The following is a 22,469-nucleotide window of genomic DNA, read 5'->3' on the forward strand; positions in this document are numbered from 1 at the left end:
ACTTCATCCACCGTAAAGATTCTTATCATGCTTCTCGACAATCGAGGCAAACCGGCGGGCAAAGCGTTCATCGGCCTTGGCCTTTTTCTCCAGCACGTCGCGGGCAAAGACCATGTGGTCCTCATGCGCCTCTAGCATGTCGGCCATTTTCTGGTTGGTCGCTGTGCCGATGGCGGCCATGGCGGTTTGCGCCTCTTGATCCGTCTGCACGCCGATCTCGTTGATGCGGTGAGCCACGTCCTGTTGTTGCGCGGTTTTCAGCGATTTGGTCAGGGCGTCATACAGCACCACGCGCTGTTGCGTGTCTGTCTGCAGCTTGTTGATCAGCACCATCTGCGTCGCAGCCTGGTTTTGTAGTGAATCTACCCAGGTTTTGCCCTTTTCAATGTATCGCTCCAGAGTCTGGGATTTGGCCAGTTTGACCTGCTCTTCCTGAACCTTGGCGTTGTATTGCTTGTTGAGCTCGGCCAGTTCGGTTTCCAGCTGGGTCCGCGCGGCGGCGTCCTGTTCAACGCTGATCTTGTTTTCCAGCGTGATGATCGTTGGATCCATGCCTTGAATTTCGGCACGCAGCGCCTCTAGTTCAGCCACCGTCGCCTCGCGGTCGTCCAGCGTGCCAGTCAGGTTTTCTTCGACCTTCACGCGCTGTTCCTCCAGCACGGATAGCTGCCCTTCCAGCAGTTTCACAATCACGTCTGATTTGGCGATCAGATCCTGAAGTTTGTCGTCGATATTGGCGGTTCGCATGCGTTCCTGCCGCATCGACTCGGATTTGCCTTTCGAGAAGATGCCGACAAACGACTCCCACCCGGTTTTCGAGCGCATCTCGTCGAAATCTTTCGAAAAGGCACTGGTGACGTCGTCCAGACCCATGATCAACTCAGCAATATTGGCGGTCATCACCTCGGTATGTGCGTGCACATCTTCAAGCGTGGCGTTTTCGATGTCGATGTCCGCCTCGGCGGTGCCAATCTTGGAGCGCGCGGCTTCGATCCGCGATGTCAGCCCTTCGATCTGCGACTGGCTTTCGCGCACTTTGGCCTGAGTTTCTTCGATCAACGCGTCAAACTGCTGGTTCGACATCTGTCCTATTCCTTTTTTTTAATTATGCACCCAACAAGATAGGGAATGTTACAAACATTTACATCCCCTTGGGCATCCAATCACGGGGAACTTTGGCAAACTCCGCAGAAAAAAGATAGGCGGGTTGACACTTTGGCCTCAGATCGCATGAATGCGCCCCGGTAGGCAAAAAACGTCACGTTTACCATACGAAAACTGGATTGATATGACCCTGCGGGTGGCCATAGACAGTCCGGGAGGCACATGTTTGAGTGCTAACAAATTTTTACTGCCGGAGGCTGACTCATGCTGGACGCGACAACCGACCTGAAATCAATCCTGAAAAACCCCGATCTGCTTGTAACCAAAGCCTATATCGGCGGTCAGTGGGTCGACGGGGATAATGGCACTTTTGCCGTCACCAATCCGGCACGCGGCGACGTCGTGGCCGAGGTCGCCGACCTGAGCCGCGCACAAGTGGCCGGAGCGATTGCTCAGGCCGAGGCCGCGCAAAAGGAATGGGCCAAGCTGACCGGCAAGGAACGCGCCGTGATTCTGCGCCGCTGGTACGACCTGATGATGGAGAACGCCGAAGATCTGGGGAAAATCCTGACCGCCGAGCAGGGCAAACCGTTGGCCGAAGCCGTTGGAGAGATCGGCTATGGTGCCTCGTTCATCGAGTTTTTCGGCGAAGAGGCCAAGCGGGTCTACGGCGAGACGATCCCCGGCCATCAGCGCGACAAGCGGATCATGGTGCTGAAGCAGCCGATCGGTGTTGCGGCCTCGATCACGCCGTGGAACTTCCCGAATGCGATGATCACCCGCAAGGCCGCCCCGGCGCTGGCGGCTGGCTGCGCCTTTGTTGCGCGCCCGGCCAAGGAAACTCCGTTGTCCGCACTTGTAATGGGCGTACTGGCGGAACAGGCTGGCATCCCAGCGGGCGTGTTCAACGTGCTGCCATCCTCCAGCGCCAGCGAAATTGGCAAGGAATTCTGCGAGAACCCCGGCGTTCGTAAACTGACCTTCACAGGCTCGACCGAAGTCGGTCGGATCCTGCTGAAACAGGCGGCCGATCAGGTGATGAAATGCTCGATGGAGCTTGGCGGCAACGCGCCGTTCATCGTGTTTGACGACGCTGATCTGGATGCAGCCGTTGAAGGCGCGATGATGTGCAAGTTCCGCAATAACGGCCAGACCTGCGTCTGCGCCAACCGGATCTATGTACAGGCGGGCGTTTACGATGAATTCGCGGCCAAGCTGAAAGCCGCTGTTGAAGCGTTGAAAATCGGCGACGGTCTGGCCGAGGGCACAACCACCGGCCCGCTGATCAACGAAGAAGCGGTCGCCAAGGTCGAGGAACACATCAAAGACGTCACCGATAAGGGCGGCGCAGTTCTGACAGGCGGTCTGCCACATGATCTGGGTGGTACTTTCTTCCAGCCGACGATCGTGACCGGTGTAACTCAGGACATGATGGTTGCGCAGGACGAGACCTTTGGCCCGCTTGCCCCACTGTTCAAGTTCGAAGACGAAGATGACGTGATCGCGATGGCCAATGACACCATTTTTGGTCTCGCGTCCTATTTCTACGCCAAGGACCTGAGCCGCGTCTACAAAGTGGCTGAGGCACTGGAATACGGCATCGTCGGTGTGAACACCGGTATCATCTCGACCGAGCTTGGCCCGTTCGGCGGCGTCAAACAGTCCGGCCTAGGCCGCGAAGGCAGCCATCACGGCATGGAAGACTATCTTGAGATGAAATACGTCTGCCTGTCGGTCTGATCTGAAATGGCCCCGGTGCACAGCGCCGGGGCCATTTGGTTTGTCACAAAACTGCAAACAAACCGTCACATCCCTGCAATGACCCGCGTTCATCCCCCTCTCATCCAAGTGAGAGAGGATACCACCCGATGTCGTTGCGCTTTGTCTGCCTGACATCTGCCCTTGCCCTGACCGCCGGTCAGGCTGCGGCAGAAATGAACTTCAACCGAATTGCTTCTTTTCCCGTCGTCAAAAACATGGCTGAGGGAGCTGATACCACCCGTGAGACCTCGCCCGAGATCATCGCGACAACCGCGGACGGTAAGACGCTGGTCTATACCGACAGCCCGTTGGGTGTAATCGGCATGGTCGACATCACCGACCCTGCGAAACCGGCGCCTCTGGGCGCGATGGAGGTGGGCGGCGAACCAACCTCGGTTGTGATCGTTGGTGCGACGGCGTTTGTCGGCGTGAACACATCGGAAAGCTATACAGCCCCGTCGGGCAAGCTGATCTCGGTCGATATCGCAGGCAAGGCCGAAACCGGAACCTGCGATCTAGGCGGTCAGCCTGACAGCGTCGCCATCGCCCCTGACGGCAGCTTTGTTGCTGTTGCGATTGAGAACGAGCGCGACGAAGACCTGAACGACGGCGTTATCCCGCAGCTGCCCGCCGGGTCTCTTGCGCTGGTGCCTTTGAATGACGGCGGGTTGGATTGTGGCGGCATGAAGATGGCCTCGTTGACCGGTCTGGCCGAAGTTGCCCCGACCGATCCCGAGCCTGAATTCGTAGACATCAACACCCTGGGTGAAACGGTCATCACCCTGCAGGAAAACAACCACATCGCGGTCGTCGACAAAGACGGCAACGTGATCAGCCATTTCTCGGCCGGCGCGGTTGACCTGGAGGGCATCGACGCCACTGACGAACGCGGCGCGTTGATCTTTACCGAAAGCCAGCCGGGCCGCCTACGCGAGCCTGATGCGGTGAAATGGATCGACGACAACCACTTTGCCACCGCCAATGAAGGTGACTATCAGGGCGGTTCGCGCGGCTGGACCATCTTCCACAAGGACGGCACCGTTGTTTACGAGAACGGCACCGATTTCGAGAAAGCCATCATTCAGATCGGCCACTACCCCGACAAACGTTCGGACGCCAAAGGGGTAGAGCCGGAAAGCGTGACCGCTGCCACCTTCGGTGGCACACCGATGATCTTTGTAGGCGCCGAACGCGCCTCGGTCGTGGGTGTTTATGACGCCACGGATCCGGCCAACCCGGTTCTGAAACAGCTGCTGCCCTCAGGCGTTGGGCCGGAAGGTTATGTTGCCATCCCCGAGCGCAATCTGCTGGTCTCGGCAAACGAAAAGGACCTAATCGAAGATGGCGGCCCACGCGCGCATGTTTCGATTTTTGAGTATCAGGACGCCCCCGCCAACTATCCGCATCTGACCTCAGAAGGCGCGGATGAACTGATCGGTTGGGGTGCTCTGTCAGGTCTGGTCGCTGATGAGGACGGCATGATCTATGCGGTCAATGACAGCTTTTATGGCTTCCAGCCTTCTATCTTCAAGATCGACCCCAGCCAGCAGCCCGCCCGCATCGTGGATGTGATCCGCATCCACCGTCAGGACGGTAACCCGGCGCAGAAGCTGGATCTGGAAGGCATCACGCTGGACGGCAAAGGTGGCTTCTACGTTGCCTCCGAAGGGCGGACCGACCGCGTTATCCCGCACGCGATCTACCACGTCTCAGCCGAAGGCAAGATCAAGGATCGCAAGGGTGAAATCGGCCTGCCGCCGGAACTGATGGCGGTCGAGAAGCGTTTCGGTTTCGAGGGCATCACCAAGGTCGGCGACACCCTATGGATGGCCGTTCAACGCGAATGGAAGGACGACCCGGAAAACCACGTGAAACTGGTCGCGTACAATTTGGACACCAAGGAATGGGGTGCAGTGCACTATCCCAAGGCTGACCCGGAAAAAGGCTGGGTCGGTCTGTCGGAGATCGTGGCATTTGGTGACCATGTCTATGTCATCGAGCGCGACAATCAGCACGACCACCGCGCCGTGACCAAAAAGATCTACCGTATCCCGCTTTCTGAAATGACTCCGGCGCCGCTGGGAGGTCCCCTGCCCGTGGTCAGCAAGCAAGAGGTCCGCGACCTGCTGCCCGATCTGACCTCGACCGGCGGTTACGTTCTGGACAAGATCGAAGGTCTGGCCATCCTGCCCTCGGGCGAGGCGTTTGTGATGACCGACAATGACGGCGTCGACGATGCCTCGGGCGAGACGATGTTCTGGTCGATTGGGTCGGTTACCGCCGGGAATTGATTCATTGGCAAAATGTTGAGGGACCCCGCGCGAATTTGTGCGGGTTCCTTCTAGTTCTTACGTCAGCTTTGAACCCAAATTGGACGTTGATTTGGTACTTCGTCGCGAATTTCAGTCGTGCGCAGTCAGTGTCGACTCCTGTACGGTCATTGGTGGGCGGTGTGGAAACTCAGCGATGCGTTCATTGTGGCTTTGCAACAGAAATTGCATTGGCGCGACGGCAAAAAGAGCAGGATAAAGTTCGCCGTATTTTTCACCGGGATCACGTCGAATGTTGTAAAAGTCCATGCCCGGCAATCCGCCATGACCTTCAGTGATGTGGATTTTGAAATCTTCGTAGCGAATCGCCCCCAGCGTCTGTCCGCTGTAGTAGGATACAAAGTTCCGCCGACCATGGCCCTCACCGTTCAACAACAGTGATGTCTGATCAACTCCATCGGTGATCCGGTCATTCGGAATTCCATCCAAAGCTCCACCCAATCGCGCCGCTGTGGTGAAAAGGTCGGTGACATGAAGGACATCCTTCGGGTCTTGCCCCGGTTCGATCATTCCCGGCCACCACGCCATCGCGGGCACTCGAACGCCGCCCTCCAATATGTCACCCTTCGCACCTCTCAACAGAGTGTAACCAGCTGTCGGCCAAAAGGCATACATCGGACCATTGTCACTAATCCAAACCACCAAAGTGTTTTCAGCAATCCCTTCAGCTTTCAACGTATCCAGAAGCCGACCGACGTGAGTGCTGTGCATCACCATGAAAGAAGCCTGACGGTTGTTCTTGTCAACGCCTGGCGCTTTCAGAAACTCTTTCGAGGCTGAAATTTGCAGCGCGTAGGACGCCCAATAGATGTAGAAAGGGTTTTCGTCATCAGCCTTGTCGACAACGTATTGCGTTATTTGATCAATGGACTCGTTTTCAAAGGCCTCTTGTCGTTCCGGCGACAGAATACCGGCAACTCCTTCAATTGGTGTACGGCTTTCACCCTTGCGTCCGACATATCCGCCGACTGACATGTCGATCCCAGTGCGTTTGAAATAGGTCTCGTAGCCGGGAAAATCGGCAAATGGCAGTGTACCATTTTCGTCTTCAAAGGCTGCTTGCCACCAATCCGGCGCACCGTTGAACAGGCCATAGTAGGCGTAGTCATAGCCCTGATTTTCTGGCGAATGTTCGGGCAAGTCGCCCAGATGCCACTTACCCCACATTGCGGTGCTATAGCCCTGTTCAGACAGTATTTCTGCTGTTGTGACCTCTTCTGGCGAAAGACCATCCGTCATTCCGGGCCAAAGCACGGACAATAGCCCGGTGCGAACAGGATGCCTGCCAGTATTGATCGCTATCCGCGTTGGTGTGCAGGATGGTTCGGCGTATGCTGACCAAAATCGCATCCCTTCAAAGGCCATTTGGTCAAGTTCGTCAGAAGGCATACCACGATGCTTACCGCCACCTTGCCAGCCCAACTCACCCCAACCGATGTCATCCGTCAGAATGTAAATTATGTTGGGTTTCTTCCCAAAGCGCTCCTCCAACGCTTCTAGTTTCGCGTTTATCTCACCATCTTCAACTGCCCAAACTTCAGCGTTGCGTTCTGCAAAGTCCAATTGTGGGGCATCAGGTTCGATTGCCAATGCAGGCACTACAGTGAAAAACATTGTGATCGTTGATGCCATTGTAACTGTCAATTTCATTGCGACCTCCCCAAAGTTATTCAAAAAACACAATATAAGGTCACCTAGGGCATCAATCTGTGTCAAGTTTTGTAAAAATAATCCGTTGCCGCAAAACTCTGAACAACGGCTTTGTCCGCTTAGCGAACATCCCCTTACTACAAAAACAACGCCCCGCGTCTGGAGGAACGCGGGGCGTATGGTGCGATAATCCAGAGAGGAACGATTATCGCGGCGTATTAAGGTCGCCTTAGTTCACGGCTTTGGCGTCAACCACGTCCTTCTCGATGGCATTGGCCGAAGAGATCTCGATCCGGCGCGGTTTCAGGGCCTCGGGCACTTCGCGCTTCAGGTCGATGTTCAGCATACCGTTTTCGTGGTTGGCGCCAGTGACACGCACGTGATCGGCCAGCGCAAAGCGGCGCTCGAACGCGCGGGTGGCAATGCCACGGTGCAGATAGCTGCGCTCTTTGTCTTCAGCGGCTTTCTTGCCGGCGACGATCAGGGCGTTTTCTTTTACTTCGACCGAAAGGTCATTTTCCGAAAAACCGGCGACTGCAACCGAGATGCGATACGTGTCGGCATCGGTCTTTTCGATGTTGTAAGGCGGGTAGCTCGGCTGAGCCACATCATTGGTCAGCACGCGATCCATCATGTCGGCGATCTGGTCAAAACCAACGGTGGCACGGTGCAGGGGTGCAAAATCAAAACTACGCATGTGTCATATCCTCATATCAGAGCGATCTGTGTTCTGCCCTCCGTTCGGACGGGCATCTGGTTAAGCCGGGCCCCGTTCGTGGCGACCCGGTACAGTTCACATGGGTAGCAATTTGACCGAGTTCAACCCCCGCCCGGACTGATGAATTTCGCGCCGGAATTCGACTTTCCTGATCCAACCTGCAAACGACGGATCGTTGCCTGTGGACGTGGGGCATCCCGTCGTAAATCCGCCTTGAGATCTGCCACCACACCGGAAAGTTCCATTCCATATCCGGCCACACGATCCCCATAGGTTCCTATTGCTGAAACGACTGACAGGATCTGCCAGCGCGGGCCGTTTTTGGCCAGCAATGCCGAGCCGGACGAGCCAAAAGTGATATCGCAGTTGAAGGTGATCAACCCTTGCTGTCGGCCCAGAATACGGCAGGATCTTTCCCGCGTGATCGCCTCGGACCGGCCCCGCCCATACGAGGCAAGGCTGACCTCGGTCCCGGAAACCCGACCTTTGTGCAATGCAAACGGGTTGGCGATGGAATAGGGGATCGGCTGCTCAAGACGCATCAGCGCAACGTCGGCCCGGACTGTATCCGCTGAAAGCGGGGCGTTGCTGACGTAGGCCGGATCCACGGCAATCTGTACGACCTTACGGTCTGCCAGCGCCTCACCGTGGCTTAATCCGGCGCGGAAGGTCACCTGTCCGGGCTCGTAAGGATCGCCGGAGGCCTTGTCCACCGCGCAATGCGCGGCAGTCAGCACGAGGTCCTGCGCAATCAAGGTGCCGGTGCAAAACCCCTGATTGCCGATATCCAGACGTCCGACCGCCTCCCACCCGTAAAGGTCATCGCGATCCGTCAGCTTGCGCTTGCCAGTTTGGGCGTACGTTGAGGTTGCAAAGATCGAAAGAAACAAAAGAAAATTCAGAAACAGGCGACTCATGGCTTTATGAACCTTGCTCCAATATTGCGGCGGGCCCCACCATTGGATGAAGACACGCCAAATCCGCGCCCGGCCGACAACTCTGCCTGCAACAGTTCGAGGGAATTTTCGACCGATGTACCGATCGCCACGCGCTGTCCGTTGAATTCGGCCTTGGCCGCGACGACCGACACGATGCGTGGCCGGTCCCCGTCAAAGGAAAAGACCGGGGCCCCTGACGACCCGAATTCGACATCACACGACAACACCAAAACGTCTGATGTGCGCGTCATTACCGAGCACACTTCTTGCAGCGAGGGGGCCTCGGCCCGGTCCTGCGCGTATGACACCACCCCAACTTCAGCCCCTCGATCCGGGCGCTCTCCTGTTTCGAACGGAATTACGCTGGTGTTGCGGATCGGCTGCCACAGTTCGATCAGCGCGATGTCATTGTACAGCCGAGAAGCCGTCGCCTCGGTGCTGAATTCATACTCGGGATGCACAACGGCCCGACGCGCAGCCCGATAAGCAGATGCGCGTCCGAGACGCCAGGCAGCCAAAAATTCAACTTCGGCCAGATCAACCCGCTGACCAGTCATTCTGTCGAACAAACAATGAGCGGCCGTCAAAACAAGCGTCGGAGAGATCAGTGTTCCAGTACAAAACCCGGCACCATCTTTGAAATCCAGGCGCCCGACCGCCATCCACGCGCGCCCGGCATCGGTGGTGTCCAGACTCTTCAACCCGGTATCCTGGGCTGCGGCGGACAACGGCATCAAAGCCAGCGCCAATGCTGTGATCCAATTTCGCAAATGGCACTCCGGCTTTGCTGTTGGCGTATTCTCCTACGCCTCCGGTGCGGCAAAAATAGGGCGATGACGCCCGCGTCCGTTTAACGTGACGAGTGGTGCGCAGTTGCATCAGCCTTATCTATTTGAGGATCGGAACCCCGGATCCACTCCGGTCGCCCAATGCCCGCGGCACAGGCCCGCCGGTCGCCCAATCCAAAAGCTCAACGGTGTGCAACACGGGAAGGCCCGTGCCAGAGCCGATTTGCATCATGCATCCGATATTACCCGCCGCGATCATGTCCGGCTTTTTAGCTTCCAGCGTTTTGATCTTGCGTTCCTTCAACCGCCCCGAAATCTCGGGCTGCATCAGGTTGTAGGTCCCCGCGCTGCCGCAGCACAGATGACTGTCTGCAGGCTCTAACACGGTGAAACCGGCCTGTTTCAACAGAGTTTTTGGATGCGTTTTTATCTTTTGACCATGCTGGAGAGAACAGGCCGCATGATAAGCGACGGACAGGTCCTTGTTTTCGCCTTCGGGCAATTCGAGTTGCACCAGCAACTCACTAATATCCATCGCAATCGAAGACACCCGTGCTGCGTCTTCAGCTAGGGGATCGTTTCGGAACATGTGGCCATAGTCCTTGATCGTGGTCCCACAGCCCGAGGTATTGATGACAATCGCATCTAGCCCGTCGCCGTTCATTTCTGCGCTCCAGGCTCTGATATTGGCCTTTGCGGCCAGATGACTGTCATGTGTCTTACCCATGTGATGGGTCAGCGCGCCGCAACACCCCGCCCCCTCTGCTACAACGACCTCGCATCCCAACCGAGTCAGCAAACGGATGGTTGCGTCGTTGATATCAGTGTTCAGTGCTTTTTGCGCGCAGCCAGTCATCAGTGCGACCCGTTTGCGCTGCGTTCCTTTTGCCATGAAACTCTGCGGGTCGTCATTTCGACTGACGGGCGGAATGTGTTTAGGTGCCATGTCCAGCATGGCACGCAACCGGGCATCCGGCATCAGAAAGCGGAATGGCCGCCCCAGTTTGGCGCCGATAAGGGCCCAGCGAAACCGCGTCGGATAGGGAAGGATCTGCGCCAACACCCAGCGCAACGCACGATCCGAGAAAGAGCGTTTGTAGTTTTCTTCGATGTACTCCCGCGCGTGATCGACCAGATGCATGTAGTGCACGCCTGACGGACACGTGGTCATGCAGGCCAGGCAGGACAGGCAGCGGTCGATATGCTTGACCGTCTTTTCATCCGGCACACGCTCATTTTCCAGCATGTCCTTGATCAGGTAGATGCGCCCGCGTGGGCTATCCAACTCATCGCCCAGTACCTGATAGGTCGGGCAAGTGGCTGTGCAAAACCCGCAATGCACGCAATTGCGCAAGATTTCATTCGATCGCTGGATCGCCGGATCCTGCAGCTGCTTCTTGGTGAATGTCGTCTGCATCGGCCTACCCCATCAGTCCCGGATTGAACAAACCGCGTGGATCAAACTTATGGCGAATGCCCCTAGTTAGAGCCGAAAGTCCAGGTATTTCAGGTTGGAATCGCCCCAGGTTGGACAGTGTTTCAGGTTCGGCTCGCACGATCGTTGCGTGACCGTCAAACGCGCCCAATCGCGCCCGCAGATCAGTTCCATCCGGCACTAAGGCCCAGATCAACCCGCCACCCCAATCAAACAATGTCCGGTCCGCTTGGATCCGCCCGGCGATCTCTGGCGCTTCCGAGGGTTTCACCGAAATGCGCCAGACATCACCGCTTTCTTCGTGGAAGTTAGCTGCGTCACGCAACCCGGCCCACAATGTATCGGACTGTTCAATCCTGTTAACGTCACCGAAACCGGCCAGCGCGGATTTCAGTTTGTCAGACCGGTAAGCTACCGAACCCGCGAAACCTTCAAGGCGAAGTAAGGCGCAAGCGTTGTTCGGGTCATAAACCGCTCCGCTGACTTCAAACGGCGATTTCAAAGCAGCAGACAGTGCCGCGATTCCGTTGGTCACATCGGGTACCTGAATGGCCAGAGTTGCTGACACTTCGGGCTTTGGAAGAACCTTTAACGACACTTCAGTCAAAACCCCCAGCGTGCCCCATGACCCCGCCATCAGTTTGACCAGATCATAGCCGGTCACGTTCTTCATGACCCGGCCACCGTTCTTGACGACTTGACCCATGCCATCGACATAGCGCACGCCCAGCAGAAAGTCGCGGCAGGCGCATGCCTGTACGCGCCGAGGTCCCGAAACATTGCCTGCCACGACACCACCTATGGTCGGAGTACCGCTGGTCCCCACCAATCCGCGATGATCCATGGGCTCAAAGGCCAATTGCTGACCTTCTGCGTCCAATGCAGCCTCGATTTCGGCCACAGGCGTGCCAGCCTTCGCCACCAGCGTTAGTGCGCCGGGTTCATATAGGGTGATGCCTGTAAGCTCGCTGGTTTCAATCGCAATGTCCGGCCCGGCAATACCTCGTGTACCACCTCCCTTAATGCGGACCGGTTCTTTCAGTCCGGCCACCATCTCGGCCAGTTCGGCTTCTGTCTTTGGGTTCATGACATTTCTTCTTTGTTAGAGCCGACTATTCCGCAGCAATCCGTGCGGCTCGCCGAGATTCCGACGCATCCAGAGGAAAAACTTTGGCAGGATTCAGCAACCAGTTCGGATCAAACACGTCCTTTATCGCCATCTGCGCCTCAAGATCCGCAGGTGTGTATTGGTGATGCATCAGATCGCGCTTTTCGATCCCGACCCCGTGCTCGCCCGTCAGGCAACCGCCCACATCAACGCAGAGCTTCAGTATGTCCGCTCCAAACGCCTCACATTTCTCAAGATCACCGGGTTTGTTGGCATCGAACAGGATCAGCGGGTGCATATTGCCGTCGCCCGCATGGAACACGTTGCCAACCGGCAGACCGTAGTCCTGGCTCATCTCGCCGATCCGGCGCAACACTTCCGGTAGAGAAGAAACCGGGATCGTCCCGTCCAGACACATGTAATCGTTCAGCTGACCCATCGCGCCGAAAGCCGACTTGCGCCCCAACCATATTTTCGCGCTCTCCTCAGCCGATTGGCTTTCCCGCAGTTCGACAGGATTATGACGCTTGGCGATTTCGATGATCTTGGACAATTGATGGTCCATCTCGGCCTCGGAGCCTTCGACCTCGACAATCAGTAAAGCGGTGCAGTCGGGGTAACCTGCATGGGCAAAGTTTTCGCAGGCCTTAATGCACAGTGTGTCCATGAATTCGATCGCGACCGGCAGGATGCCGGACTTGATAATGTCCGACACGCAGTGCCCGGCAACTTCGTTATCATCAAAACCCATTAATACAGGCCGCGCACCTTCGGGTTTGCGCAGAATGCGCAAGGTGGCTTCTGTCACGACACCCAGCTGACCCTCGGACCCGCAAATAACGCCCAGTAGGTCCAGACCGCCGGAGTCCAGATGCGCACCGCCGATTTCGACCACGCTGCCATCCATCATCACCATTTTTACGCCCAGCAGGTTGTTGGTGGTTACGCCGTATTTGAGGCAGTGCGCCCCGCCTGAATTCATGGCGATGTTCCCAGCAATGGCACAAGCGAGTTGCGAAGACGGGTCGGGAGCGTAAAAGAAGTCGTCTTCCTCGACCGCTCCGGTCACGCTTAGATTTGTGCGGCCTGTCTGCACACGGATAAATCGGTTGTCATAATCGACCTCAAGCACTTCATTCATCCGGGCGACCCCGAGGATAACGCAATCCGCGGTTGGCAATGCACCGCCTGCCAGCGAAGTACCCGAGCCACGCGGGACCACCGGAACGCCTTCTTCGTTGCAGATGCGCAAAATGTCCGAGACCTCTTGCGTAGTCGCCGGCAGAACCGCCAACATCGGAGGGCACTTATACGCCGTCAGCGCGTCGCATTCATACGCGCGCGTTTCTGACGGTTCGTGAATTACCGCGTCTTCGGGCAAGACCTGCAACAAACGCTGAAGAACAACGGCCTTGCGGCGCAGAACGTCAGGATTTGGCGTTGGCATTTCCATGGCTGATCCTCCATTTGGTAAAATAATATTACCAATTTCTCCATCTGGCAAGTTTCCATGTCTGGCTCTAATGTCGCCGGCATGACGTGGATTGATCGCGCACAACTATTTTCACCGCTGGACTATGCGGCCGTAGCCTTGCTTCTGATCGCCTGGCTGTGGATCGGGTGGCGGATCGAAAACCCCTCTCCCACCAAGCGTTCCGTGGCGATGATGATGGATGATTATCGTCGCGAATGGATGCGGGAAATGGTCACGCGGCAGCCCCGAATGTTCGATGCACAGGTGGTCGCGGCAATGCGTCAGGGCAGCACGTTCTTTGCCTCGACCACGATGATTGCCATCGGGGGCGGGTTGGCTTTACTGGGCAACACCGAACGCCTTGCCGGCGTCGCCAATGATCTGGCCATCGGCAGCGCACCGGCCATGGTTTGGGAGATCAAGATTCTGATCATCATCCTGTTTTTGGCCAATGCATTCCTGAAATACGTCTGGGCGCACCGGTTGTTTGGGTATTGCGCGGTTCTGATGGCAGCAGTACCCAATGATCCCTCGGACCCCCAAGCCTATCCACGCGCGGCACAGGCGGCCGAAATCTGCGTCACCGCAGCACGCAGCTTTAACCGCGGCTTGCGGGTGACCTATTTTGCCCTGGCATCCGTTGCCTGGATTCTGGGCCCGGCACCCCTGATACTGGTCACGGCAGTCACCTTCGGTGTTCTTTACCGGCGCGAGTTTGCGTCGCATTCCCGGCTGGTTTTGATGTCCCAAGCGGGTGACACGAATTCGTGATCGCGATGTCCCCAGACACAGCCTAGGATCGCCCCATGCGGTATTTGATTCTCAGCCTTCTTCTGACCAGCCCGGCCCTTGCCGATCCTTCCGTGATTGAAAAAGTGGCGGCCAGTCAAAGTGGTGACACATGGCGTTTCGACGTGACGATCCGGCACCCAGACACCGGGTGGGATCACTATGCCGATGGCTGGCGCGTTTTAGATATGGACGGCAATGAACTGGGCATGCGCGTATTGCATCATCCGCATGAGAATGAGCAGCCGTTTACACGCTCGTTATCCGGAGTGACAGTTCCAGATGGCGTGACGCAGGTCCAGATTCAGGCGCGGTGCAGTGTCGACGGTTGGGATAACGAAACCACGCTGGTCACGCTGAACTGATCAGAAAACGCCCAGCGCCAGACCGGCGCCCAACGCGGCACCGATATCGCGGCATTGAACTAGTTGATCCTGCGGAATGGTTTTTTCAGCCAGAATAGCTTCGGGCGTCTGCGCATGGGTACAGACAATCAGCGGAGGCTGAACTTCCTTCAAACGCCAACCGGTTGCAATGCGCGCGGTTTGACGGGCTGCATTCTCACCGTCGGACCCAGCGCAGATCATCTGCGCATATGGCCGTCCTTCGATCTTGCCCAATACAGGATAATAGCAACGATCGAAGAACTCTTTCATTAAGCCTGAAATCGCAGCCAGATTCTCGGGCGCACAGAAGATATACCCATCCGCACCCAGCAAATCCTCAGGCGTTGTGTGATCCGCAGTTTTTAGGATGGTTTCCGCCTCGTCGCGCGCGCCTGCTGCGGCTTCTTGAGCCATCTGGCGGGCACCGCCCGTGCGCGAATGGTAGACGATCAAAAGCTGCGCCATTTCAGACCCGGTGATAAGGGCCGCCGGACAGAATGGTCGCGGCCCGATAAAGTTGCTCGGCCAACATCACACGGACAAGCATATGGGGCCAGACCATCGATCCGAATGAGATGGAAAAATCAGCCTCAGCCCGCAAATTAGGGTCTATTCCGTCGGCTCCGCCAATGATCAGCGCCAGATCCTGCCGTCCGGCGTCACGCCAGGCACCCAGTTTCTTAGCAAAATCAGGCGAGGACATCACCCGCCCTCGTTCGTCCAGCGTGCATATCACAGCCCCTTTTGGCAGCGCCTTGCGCAGCAGCGAACCCTCGGCGCCCATACCTGCGTTTTTCTTGTCTTCAACCTCGATCACACGTGCGGGACCAAGGCCCAGCGCGCGGCCGGTCCGGTCAAATCGGGTCAGGTAATCGTCAAGCAGGGTCTTCTCCGGTCCGGCACGCAATCGCCCGACCGCACAAATGCTTATACGCATATTTCTCTCGCCGCCGGCCTGTTAATGCAGGCCGGGATGGCGCCTCAGTTCGCCGAGGCGCTGCCGCCCTGAGGCAGCCACATCTTTTCCAGCTGATAGAATTCACGCACTTCGGGGCGGAAGATATGGACGATCACGTCACCCGTATCGATCAACACCCAGTCGCCGGCATCCTTGCCTTCAACCTTCGAGGTGAAACCGAATTCCTGCTTGATGCGATCCGTCAATTTTTCCGCCATGGCCGAGACCTGACGGGTCGAGCGACCCGAGGCAATCACCATGTGATCCGCAACCGAGGATTTGCCTTGCAGGTTGATCTGCACGACGTCTTCGGCCTTGTCATCGGAAAGTGAGGAAAGGATACGTTCAAGCAGCTTGTCGCTGATTGACTGAGAGTGGGCCATTACACCGGCCCCGTCATCGGCGGGCAAACCCGCCTGGGTATGTAGAGACAGGACATAGTCCTCCTTTGCTGCGCGCCGCCAAACCCCGGCGCAGGGGTACTAATAAGGTAACAAGGGGAATGCAACATTTCAATGAACGGGCGCTTTAGGTGCCGCACAGGCGCTCACTCTTTGTCGATCTGTTGCGAGTCTGCGCCGTCCGACAGCAACCGAACCTCGCGCTGAGGGAAGGGAATCGATATCCCCTCGGCCTTGAAGGCGTCCCAGAGGGCGAGGTAAACATTGCCCCGAATGTTGGTTAGCCCCTTGGTCGGATCACTGATCCAAAACCGCAACACATAGTCCACGCTGCTGTCGCCGAACCCGGTGATATGGCAGACCGGCTCATGCGACCCCCCGCTGAGAACACGTTTCACTGTTTTGACCGACCGTATCGCCGTGGCGCGCACCTCATGCGGATCGTCGTCGTAGCTGGTGCCAAAATCGAGATCCAGACGCACATACCGGTCCGAATGCGACCAGTTCACCACCTGATTGGTAATCAGGTCTTCGTTCGGGATCAGGTATTCACGCCCATCTCGGGTGACCACTGATACATAGCGCGCGCCAAGCGCATTGATCCAACCAAAGGTATCGCCCAACGAGATCACGTCGCCCGGTTTGATCGAGCGATCCATCAGGATGATGATTCCGGAAATCAGGTTCGACACAACCTTTTGCAAGCCAAACCCGATGCCCACACCGATCGCACCTGACAACAGTGCGATGCCGGTCAGGTCGAACCCCAGGGTGCGAATAGCCACCATAAAGACAGCACCATAGAGCAGAACCTGAATGCCTTTGGCCAACAGAACCTGCATCGAAGGCGTGATGTCGTCATTCCTCTGCAATCCCCGCTCTGCCGTGCGGGTCCCGATACGGGCCAGCGTCAGCAGCACGCCAATTAACAGTATGGCCTTTAGTATCCCCAGCGCCGAGATGTGCAGATCACCGATGGAAATTGCGACGCCGTCCAAAAACTCGGCCACGTCATCCGTCAAATTCAGCGCAACCAGCGTTGCATAGACCCACATTGCCCATTTGAAGATCCGCCGCAGCGTGCGGTTACGCACCAGTCGGGCCACCAGCGCAATCGCCAGCCATGCGGCGGCCAAGGTCGCGATCACGCCGATTATGTAACTGTGCGACGGCCAGGTCACATTCTGCATGATCAGGTACAGCGCCCAGGACAACAAAACGAAATAGACCAACGTCAGGCGCTGCATCAGCTGTACCAGAATGCGCAGCCGCCACTTTGGCCAGCCGGTCCGGGCACGTGCCCAGGTCTCCCACCGGTGTTGCGTGACCAATTTCAACACATATGCCAAAGCCCAGAGAACGAGGATGATGACCAACTGGTGCCGCCGCCAGCCCGGAGTGACAATCAGATCGGCAAGTTTGGCGAACTGAACGGAAAATCCCGCGATCATGTTTTCATAAAGGTCCGACAGCGAACTGGGGATCAGGTCTTGGTTCATGCACGTCTCCTGACCTCAGCTTGGACAGCGATGCGGCGCGATGCAAGCCCGGTGCGGGATTGAACCTTGATTGACGGCAAACCCCGTTATATCTGGAGCGCATGAGACTCAATGTGGCCCAAGAACAGAATCTGGAAGACCGCGCGCGTCTGCGCGAACGGTTCTTTGGGGCTGCCCGCACGGTTCTGGCCCGCCTATCCGCGGCCTAAGCCACCTCGCCAGCTATTTCTCATTACATACGGGAGAGGACCGATGTCCCCCAAAACACTCTATGACAAGATCTGGGATGCCCATGTCGCGCACGAAGCCGATGATGGCACCTGCCTGCTTTATATCGACCGCCATCTGGTTCACGAAGTGACCAGCCCGCAAGCCTTTGAAGGGCTGCGCATGGCGGGTCGTCCGGTGCGCGCACCGGAAAAGACCATTGCGGTACCAGACCACAACGTGCCGACAACAGCCGATCGCGTGAACGGCATCGAAAACCCCGAATCGCGCATTCAGGTCGAAGCACTGGACAAGAACGCCAAGGATTTCGGCATTCACTATTACCCGGTGAATGATGTGCGTCAGGGCATCGTGCACATCGTCGGCCCCGAACAAGGCTGGACCCTGCCCGGCATGACCGTTGTTTGCGGCGACAGCCACACCGCCACCCATGGCGCGTTTGGTGCGCTGGCCCACGGCATCGGCACGTCCGAGGTTGAGCATGTTCTGGCCACGCAAACCCTGATCCAGAAGAAGTCCAAGAACATGAAGGTGGAAATCACCGGCAAATTGCAGCCGGGTGTGACCGCCAAGGACATCACTCTTGCCGTTATCGGCGAGACCGGCACTGCTGGCGGCACCGGCTATGTCATCGAATATTGCGGTGAAGCGATCCGCGATCTGTCGATGGAAGGCCGCATGACCGTCTGCAATATGGCGATCGAAGGCGGCGCCCGCGCAGGCCTGATTGCGCCTGATGAAACCACTTTCGAATACGTCAAAGGTCGCCCACATGCCCCGAAGGGTGCCCAGTGGGAAGCTGCTCTGACGTGGTGGAAAACGCTTTTCACCGACGAAGACGCCCATTTCGACAAGGTCATCACGCTGCGCGGCGAAGACATCGCACCGGTCGTCACCTGGGGCACCAGCCCCGAAGACGTGTTGCCGATCACCGCAACCGTCCCGCAGCCCGAAGATTTCGAAGGCGGCAAGGTCGACGCGGCCCGCCGTTCGATCGAGTACATGGGTCTGGAAGCCGGTCAAAAGCTGAGCGACGTCGAGATCGACACTGTTTTCATCGGCTCGTGTACCAACGGCCGTATCGAAGACCTGCGCGCTGCAGCTGAAATCCTGAAGGGCAAAAAGATCAAGGACGGCATGCGCGCCATGGTCGTGCCAGGTTCAGGTTTGGTCCGCGCGCAGGCCGAAGAAGAAGGTCTGGCCGAGATTTTCAAAGAAGCCGGGTTCGAATGGCGTCTGGCGGGATGCTCGATGTGTCTGGCAATGAATCCGGATCAGTTGCAGCCGGGCGAACGCTGTGCCGCGACCTCGAACCGCAACTTCGAGGGCCGTCAGGGCCGGGGCGGACGCACCCATTTGCTGAGCCCGGCGATGGCTGCCGCGGCGGCAATCACAGGACGGCTGACAGACGTCCGTGAATTGATGTAAGGTCCACTCATATCTAGATATTTGAGGGATTGAAAACATGAGTGACTGGGTCAAATGGCTCCTGCTGGGGCTACTATCCATAGCGTTCGGTATCTTTGTACTGGGCGCGCCAGTTGTGGCGTCCGTCGCGGTGACGGTGGTAACCGGTGTGTTGCTGCTGATATCAGGCGCGCTGCAGGTTGTTGGCGGCTTTACGGTTGAAGGCACCGGCAACAAAATTCTGTCACTCATCATGGGTGCGGTGATGCTGTTTCTGGGCTGGTCCTTCCTGGACCACCCGTTGCAGGGAACCCTGACCTTGGCGACCGTGATGCTGATCCTGTTCATGGCAGGCGGCATCGCGCGGGTTATTCTGTCGTTCCAGATGAAAGGAACACAGTTTTTCTGGCCCACGATGGTCTCGGGCATCTTGTCGATCGTCCTTGCCGGTATCATCTGGACATATGTAGGAAGCGATCCTCAGGTGCTGCTCAGCATTCTGGGCATTTTCCTGGGCATTGAGATGCTGTTCAACGGGTTCGGATTGGTCTTCATGGCGCTCTTCATCAGAAACGCACCAAACGACGCAACAACTGAAGCGAAAGAAGCTTAAACGCGGGGCATGGGCGCGGCCCTCTCCCGCAGGAGTGTAGACATGGAAAAGTTCGACAAAGTCCACGGGGTGGCCGCCCCAATGCCGCTGATCAATATCGACACCGATATGATCATCCCGAAAGTGCACCTGAAAACCATCAAACGGTCCGGCCTTGGCGTCGTGCTGTTTGACGAGATGCGCTATCACGATCATGGCGGCGAGAACGAGGATTTCGTTCTGAACAAGCCCGCCTATCGCCAGACTGAGATTCTGGTTGCAGGCGACAATTTCGGCTGTGGCTCATCGCGGGAACACGCGCCATGGGCAATCAAGGATTTCGGCATCAAAGTCGTGATCTCGACCAGCTTTGCCGACATCTTCTTCAACAACTGCTTCAAGAACGGCATCCTGCCCATCGTGGTGGAAGAGGAACATCACGCTATTCTGATGGATGACGCACATAAGGGCGAAAACGCCCGCATGACCGTTCATCTGGAAGATCAGCAGATCACCACCTCGGATGGCGTTGTGATCGAGTTCGACATCGACCCTCACCGTAAGCACTGTCTGCTGAACGGTCTGGACGATATCGGCCTGACGATGGAGAAAGATCACCACATCGACAAGTTTGAGGATCACGCAAGCCAGGCTCGCCCCTGGGTCTGATTCCAAGAACGAATCTGTGGATACTCAACCTATCGGGGTCGCCTTGGCGGCCCCGCTCGCATTCTTGGGGTTATCAATCCAACAACCACAACATGTAGTGTCGACCTTGTGATGCACGCCGAATTTGCGACGAAAATGATGCAAAGGCGCACCAGTTTCGCCATCTTTTTGCCCGAAATCACGTGTTTTCTGCAGCTTGGCTTGAGCGGAATGCCGCTTATCGTCAGTGTTGGCGATTAAAGAGGCACCCGTAGAAAATTAATTGTCGGGCACAAGTTGGGACGAAACCGTCAAAGAAGCGGTCAATCCGGTTTGAAAGGGTTTGGATAGTGATTGCGCGCACAACAGGGGCGGCGATTCGGGGAATATTGGTCGCACTTATGGTGCTGACGCCCGCGTTGTACCTGCCTGTATCGTCTACGAATGGGACCGAGATTGTCGTCTTTCTCGCCATTCTCGCGTTTTTCCTGACGTTCGCCGAATATAACTCTGCCTTTCCCAGCTTTATCGAATTCCGTGATGCACCGCCTGTGAACCGTTTGCGCTTTGTCGGGCTGATGTCGATGATCACGTTCCTGACACTCATCTGCAAGAACGCCTATACGCCGACTACTTTGACGACGACATTCTATTCCTTTGGTGTGGGTGTCGCGAATGTGGTCGACTTTCCCTATTCGCCGGTTCGACTGATCATCCTGATGCTGCCGGCGGATGCAAGTACACCATTGATCGAACTGGTTCGCATTTCCGCCAGCGTCGCATATGTCGCTGCATTGGTGACGATTGCCAGCTTTGCCTATGCGGTGAAAGTGCGCGGTTGGCCAACCGGGAACGGCGCATTCAATGTCTGGACCAATCTACCTCTGTTCGACCCGACCAAAGGCGGTGACGTGGTCACGCGACTGCAGCGCGACGGGCGTTTGAACATTTGTATCGGTATCCTGCTGCCGTTCCTGATCCCGGCGCTGATCAAACTGTTGACCGACTATGCCGAGCCGATCTCACTGAGCAATCCTCAGACACTGATCTGGACGCTCAGCGCTTGGGCTTTCCTGCCAGCCAGCATGATCATGCGTGGCATGGCAACCCTGCGAATTGCCAACCTGATCGTCGAGAAGCGGCGCGCTTATTCCACAGCCGAGTCTACCCAGACCGCATGATCCGCATCATAATCCTGCTTCTGTTGCCCGTTATGGCGCAGGCAGAGACGATCCGTATTGCCACCTACAACACAGAACTCAGCCGCGATGGACCGGGGTTGCTGCTGCGGGATATTCGCCGCGGAGATGATCAGGTTACGGCAGTCATCGGGGTTTTGGCGCAAACTCGTCCCGATATCATTGCGCTGCAGGGTATCGACTGGGATTTTGAGGGGCAGGCGCTTGCAGCCCTGGCAAGTCGGTTACGCGAAGCCGGTTTAGACTATACCTACACGTTCGCAGGTCAGCCAAATTCCGGTCTGGAAACGAAGCTGGATATGGACGGAGACGGCCGCACCAGTGGCCCCGGCGACGCACAGGGCTGGGGGCGATTCACCGGTCAGGGTGGCCTGGCTGTAATGTCCCGTTATCCTATCGCTTTGGATCAGGTTCAGGACCATTCAGATTTGTTATGGCGGGACCTTCCCGGCGCTGAACTTCCCCACCGCGGCACGGCGCCCTTCCCATCAGAACAGGCCCAAAACGTTCAGCGACTGTCTTCGGTAGCTCATTGGGTTGTGCCCATCGAAACTCCCCGGGGGCCGCTGGATTTGCTGACCTTTCATGCCTCACCCCCCGTGTTTGACGGGCCCGAGGATCGCAACGGTCTGCGAAACCGGGATGAGATTCGCCTCTGGTCTGCAGTGTTGGACGGGGATGTCGGGCGCGCACCCAGTGGCCCGTTTGTCATCGCCGGGGATGTCAATCTGGACCCAGAACGGGGCGATGGGCGAAAAGAAGCGATCCGAAACCTTTTGAATGACCCGCGCGTTCAGGACCCTTCACCTGAAAGTCCTTCAGGTGAGTTGACGACAGTGGTCTGGAAAGCGGTTGGCGCGATGCGGGTTGATTATGTCCTGCCGTCCGCGCATTGGCAGGTGGCAGATTCAGGTGTGCACTGGCCTGCCGCAGGCACCAATGAACGCAAAACTGCGGAAACTGCCAGTCGTCACCGGCTGATCTGGGTCGACCTGAAATTACCGCGCTGATACGGCGGCGTGCGCCTTGTTCTGGCCTGACAAACAGGCCCGGCGC

Annotated in this window: 22 protein-coding genes; 10 read left to right on the forward strand and 12 right to left on the reverse strand. The window is 57.1% G+C overall.

Translation table 11 applies throughout. The features are described from left to right. Positions 1–3: 3 nt before the first annotated feature. Positions 4–1,083: a coiled-coil domain-containing protein gene (locus tag ACR0AK_RS14200; RefSeq protein ID WP_170565170.1), complete on the reverse strand. Its 1,080-nt coding sequence runs from the start codon at positions 1,081–1,083 to the stop codon at positions 4–6. A 285-nt stretch (positions 1,084–1,368) separates the two neighbouring features. On the opposite strand from ACR0AK_RS14200, the gene ACR0AK_RS14205 reads away from it, so the two are divergent. Both ACR0AK_RS14205 and ACR0AK_RS14210 read left to right on the forward strand, forming a co-directional pair. Beyond that, on the forward strand, positions 1,369–2,844 hold the full coding sequence (locus tag ACR0AK_RS14205) for an NAD-dependent succinate-semialdehyde dehydrogenase (RefSeq protein WP_480793783.1): 1,476 nt from the start codon (positions 1,369–1,371) through the stop codon (positions 2,842–2,844). A 128-nt stretch (positions 2,845–2,972) separates the two neighbouring features. Then, positions 2,973–5,156, forward strand: a complete 2,184-nt coding sequence (locus ACR0AK_RS14210; protein ID WP_480793784.1) for an esterase-like activity of phytase family protein — start codon at positions 2,973–2,975, stop codon at positions 5,154–5,156. 111 nt (positions 5,157–5,267) lie between these two features. Here the strand turns inward: ACR0AK_RS14210 and ACR0AK_RS14215 are convergent, their stop codons facing one another. The 7 genes from ACR0AK_RS14215 to ACR0AK_RS14245 all read right to left on the reverse strand — a co-directional run bounded on the left by ACR0AK_RS14215 (position 5,268) and on the right by ACR0AK_RS14245 (position 13,285). Then, positions 5,268–6,845 carry a sulfatase-like hydrolase/transferase gene (locus ACR0AK_RS14215; protein WP_480793785.1) on the reverse strand — a complete coding sequence of 526 codons (1,578 nt, stop codon included), beginning with the start codon at positions 6,843–6,845 and terminating at the stop codon, positions 5,268–5,270. 229 nt (positions 6,846–7,074) lie between these two features. Further along, positions 7,075–7,542: an Hsp20 family protein gene (locus ACR0AK_RS14220; protein ID WP_170565179.1), complete on the reverse strand. Its 468-nt coding sequence runs from the start codon at positions 7,540–7,542 to the stop codon at positions 7,075–7,077. Positions 7,543–7,664: 122 nt separating this feature from the next. Then, positions 7,665–8,480 (reverse strand): trypsin-like serine peptidase, encoded by an 816-nt coding sequence (locus tag ACR0AK_RS14225; RefSeq protein ID WP_480793786.1) that lies wholly within the window; start codon positions 8,478–8,480, stop codon positions 7,665–7,667. Then, positions 8,477–9,271 carry a trypsin-like serine peptidase gene (locus ACR0AK_RS14230; protein WP_254453112.1) on the reverse strand — a complete coding sequence of 265 codons (795 nt, stop codon included), beginning with the start codon at positions 9,269–9,271 and terminating at the stop codon, positions 8,477–8,479. Before ACR0AK_RS14230 ends, ACR0AK_RS14225 begins: the two co-directional genes overlap by 4 nt. Positions 9,272–9,389: 118 nt before the next feature. Beyond that, positions 9,390–10,706 (reverse strand): glycolate oxidase subunit GlcF, encoded by a 1,317-nt coding sequence (gene glcF / locus ACR0AK_RS14235; protein WP_480793787.1) that lies wholly within the window; start codon positions 10,704–10,706, stop codon positions 9,390–9,392. A gap of 4 nt (positions 10,707–10,710) precedes the next feature. Then, a complete protein-coding gene (locus tag ACR0AK_RS14240) occupies positions 10,711–11,811 on the reverse strand; it encodes an FAD-binding protein (protein ID WP_480793788.1) in 1,101 nt (366 codons plus the stop codon). Positions 11,812–11,836: 25 nt separating this feature from the next. After that, positions 11,837–13,285, reverse strand: coding sequence for an FAD-linked oxidase C-terminal domain-containing protein (locus ACR0AK_RS14245; RefSeq protein WP_480793789.1), 1,449 nt, complete (start codon positions 13,283–13,285; stop codon positions 11,837–11,839). Between the two features lie 81 nt (positions 13,286–13,366). Between ACR0AK_RS14245 and ACR0AK_RS14250 the strand changes: the two genes are divergently transcribed. Beyond that, positions 13,367–14,077: a DUF599 domain-containing protein gene (locus ACR0AK_RS14250; RefSeq protein ID WP_480793790.1), complete on the forward strand. Its 711-nt coding sequence runs from the start codon at positions 13,367–13,369 to the stop codon at positions 14,075–14,077. A 35-nt stretch (positions 14,078–14,112) separates the two neighbouring features. Then, positions 14,113–14,460, forward strand: a complete 348-nt coding sequence (locus ACR0AK_RS14255; RefSeq protein ID WP_480793791.1) for a hypothetical protein — start codon at positions 14,113–14,115, stop codon at positions 14,458–14,460. Here ACR0AK_RS14255 and ACR0AK_RS14260 read toward each other — a convergent pair whose 3' ends face one another. The 4 genes from ACR0AK_RS14260 to ACR0AK_RS14275 all read right to left on the reverse strand — a co-directional run bounded on the left by ACR0AK_RS14260 (position 14,461) and on the right by ACR0AK_RS14275 (position 17,339). Beyond that, positions 14,461–14,946 carry a flavodoxin family protein gene (locus ACR0AK_RS14260; protein WP_480793792.1) on the reverse strand — a complete coding sequence of 162 codons (486 nt, stop codon included), beginning with the start codon at positions 14,944–14,946 and terminating at the stop codon, positions 14,461–14,463. A gap of 1 nt (position 14,947) precedes the next feature. Continuing rightward, positions 14,948–15,418, reverse strand: coding sequence for a 23S rRNA (pseudouridine(1915)-N(3))-methyltransferase RlmH (rlmH, locus tag ACR0AK_RS14265; RefSeq protein WP_480793793.1), 471 nt, complete (start codon positions 15,416–15,418; stop codon positions 14,948–14,950). Between the two features lie 44 nt (positions 15,419–15,462). Further along, positions 15,463–15,822, reverse strand: coding sequence for a ribosome silencing factor (gene rsfS / locus ACR0AK_RS14270; RefSeq protein WP_058276550.1), 360 nt, complete (start codon positions 15,820–15,822; stop codon positions 15,463–15,465). A 164-nt stretch (positions 15,823–15,986) separates the two neighbouring features. Beyond that, positions 15,987–17,339: a mechanosensitive ion channel family protein gene (locus ACR0AK_RS14275; protein ID WP_480793794.1), complete on the reverse strand. Its 1,353-nt coding sequence runs from the start codon at positions 17,337–17,339 to the stop codon at positions 15,987–15,989. Positions 17,340–17,440: 101 nt separating this feature from the next. On the opposite strand from ACR0AK_RS14275, the gene ACR0AK_RS14280 reads away from it, so the two are divergent. From ACR0AK_RS14280 to ACR0AK_RS14305, 6 genes are all read left to right on the forward strand, one after another. Then, positions 17,441–17,548: an isopropylmalate isomerase gene (locus ACR0AK_RS14280; protein ID WP_082025160.1), complete on the forward strand. Its 108-nt coding sequence runs from the start codon at positions 17,441–17,443 to the stop codon at positions 17,546–17,548. A gap of 43 nt (positions 17,549–17,591) precedes the next feature. Next, the gene (gene leuC, locus ACR0AK_RS14285; protein ID WP_480793795.1) at positions 17,592–18,995 is read left to right on the forward strand and encodes a 3-isopropylmalate dehydratase large subunit; all 1,404 of its coding nucleotides are present in this window, start codon (positions 17,592–17,594) and stop codon (positions 18,993–18,995) included. 37 nt (positions 18,996–19,032) lie between these two features. Continuing rightward, positions 19,033–19,587, forward strand: coding sequence for an HdeD family acid-resistance protein (locus ACR0AK_RS14290; RefSeq protein WP_480793796.1), 555 nt, complete (start codon positions 19,033–19,035; stop codon positions 19,585–19,587). Between the two features lie 42 nt (positions 19,588–19,629). Further along, positions 19,630–20,235: a 3-isopropylmalate dehydratase small subunit gene (leuD, locus tag ACR0AK_RS14295; protein WP_170565212.1), complete on the forward strand. Its 606-nt coding sequence runs from the start codon at positions 19,630–19,632 to the stop codon at positions 20,233–20,235. Between the two features lie 329 nt (positions 20,236–20,564). Next, a complete protein-coding gene (locus ACR0AK_RS14300) occupies positions 20,565–21,395 on the forward strand; it encodes a hypothetical protein (RefSeq protein WP_170565215.1) in 831 nt (276 codons plus the stop codon). Then, the gene (locus tag ACR0AK_RS14305; RefSeq protein WP_480793797.1) at positions 21,392–22,423 is read left to right on the forward strand and encodes an endonuclease/exonuclease/phosphatase family protein; all 1,032 of its coding nucleotides are present in this window, start codon (positions 21,392–21,394) and stop codon (positions 22,421–22,423) included. Before ACR0AK_RS14300 ends, ACR0AK_RS14305 begins: the two co-directional genes overlap by 4 nt. The last annotated feature ends 46 nt before the right edge of the window (positions 22,424–22,469 follow it).

This window comes from Ruegeria sp. BI12, from assembly GCF_056537985.1.

Excerpts from the sequence above, each read along its gene's own strand:
- ACR0AK_RS14200 (WP_170565170.1), bottom strand. The coding sequence starts at position 1,083 with ATGTCGAACCAGCAGTTTGACGCGTTGATCGAAGAAACTCAGGCCAAA.
- ACR0AK_RS14205 (WP_480793783.1), top strand. The coding sequence starts at position 1,369 with ATGCTGGACGCGACAACCGACCTGAAATCAATCCTGAAAAACCCCGAT.
- ACR0AK_RS14210 (WP_480793784.1), top strand. The coding sequence starts at position 2,973 with ATGTCGTTGCGCTTTGTCTGCCTGACATCTGCCCTTGCCCTGACCGCC.
- ACR0AK_RS14215 (WP_480793785.1), bottom strand. The coding sequence starts at position 6,845 with ATGAAATTGACAGTTACAATGGCATCAACGATCACAATGTTTTTCACT.
- ACR0AK_RS14220 (WP_170565179.1), bottom strand. The coding sequence starts at position 7,542 with ATGCGTAGTTTTGATTTTGCACCCCTGCACCGTGCCACCGTTGGTTTT.
- ACR0AK_RS14225 (WP_480793786.1), bottom strand. The coding sequence starts at position 8,480 with ATGAGTCGCCTGTTTCTGAATTTTCTTTTGTTTCTTTCGATCTTTGCA.
- glcF (WP_480793787.1), bottom strand. The coding sequence starts at position 10,706 with ATGCAGACGACATTCACCAAGAAGCAGCTGCAGGATCCGGCGATCCAG.
- ACR0AK_RS14240 (WP_480793788.1), bottom strand. The coding sequence starts at position 11,811 with ATGAACCCAAAGACAGAAGCCGAACTGGCCGAGATGGTGGCCGGACTG.
- ACR0AK_RS14245 (WP_480793789.1), bottom strand. The coding sequence starts at position 13,285 with ATGGAAATGCCAACGCCAAATCCTGACGTTCTGCGCCGCAAGGCCGTT.
- ACR0AK_RS14250 (WP_480793790.1), top strand. The coding sequence starts at position 13,367 with ATGACGTGGATTGATCGCGCACAACTATTTTCACCGCTGGACTATGCG.
- ACR0AK_RS14255 (WP_480793791.1), top strand. The coding sequence starts at position 14,113 with ATGCGGTATTTGATTCTCAGCCTTCTTCTGACCAGCCCGGCCCTTGCC.
- ACR0AK_RS14260 (WP_480793792.1), bottom strand. The coding sequence starts at position 14,946 with ATGGCGCAGCTTTTGATCGTCTACCATTCGCGCACGGGCGGTGCCCGC.
- rlmH (WP_480793793.1), bottom strand. The coding sequence starts at position 15,418 with ATGCGTATAAGCATTTGTGCGGTCGGGCGATTGCGTGCCGGACCGGAG.
- rsfS (WP_058276550.1), bottom strand. The coding sequence starts at position 15,822 with ATGGCCCACTCTCAGTCAATCAGCGACAAGCTGCTTGAACGTATCCTT.
- ACR0AK_RS14275 (WP_480793794.1), bottom strand. The coding sequence starts at position 17,339 with ATGAACCAAGACCTGATCCCCAGTTCGCTGTCGGACCTTTATGAAAAC.
- ACR0AK_RS14280 (WP_082025160.1), top strand. The coding sequence starts at position 17,441 with ATGAGACTCAATGTGGCCCAAGAACAGAATCTGGAAGACCGCGCGCGT.
- leuC (WP_480793795.1), top strand. The coding sequence starts at position 17,592 with ATGTCCCCCAAAACACTCTATGACAAGATCTGGGATGCCCATGTCGCG.
- ACR0AK_RS14290 (WP_480793796.1), top strand. The coding sequence starts at position 19,033 with ATGAGTGACTGGGTCAAATGGCTCCTGCTGGGGCTACTATCCATAGCG.
- leuD (WP_170565212.1), top strand. The coding sequence starts at position 19,630 with ATGGAAAAGTTCGACAAAGTCCACGGGGTGGCCGCCCCAATGCCGCTG.
- ACR0AK_RS14305 (WP_480793797.1), top strand. The coding sequence starts at position 21,392 with ATGATCCGCATCATAATCCTGCTTCTGTTGCCCGTTATGGCGCAGGCA.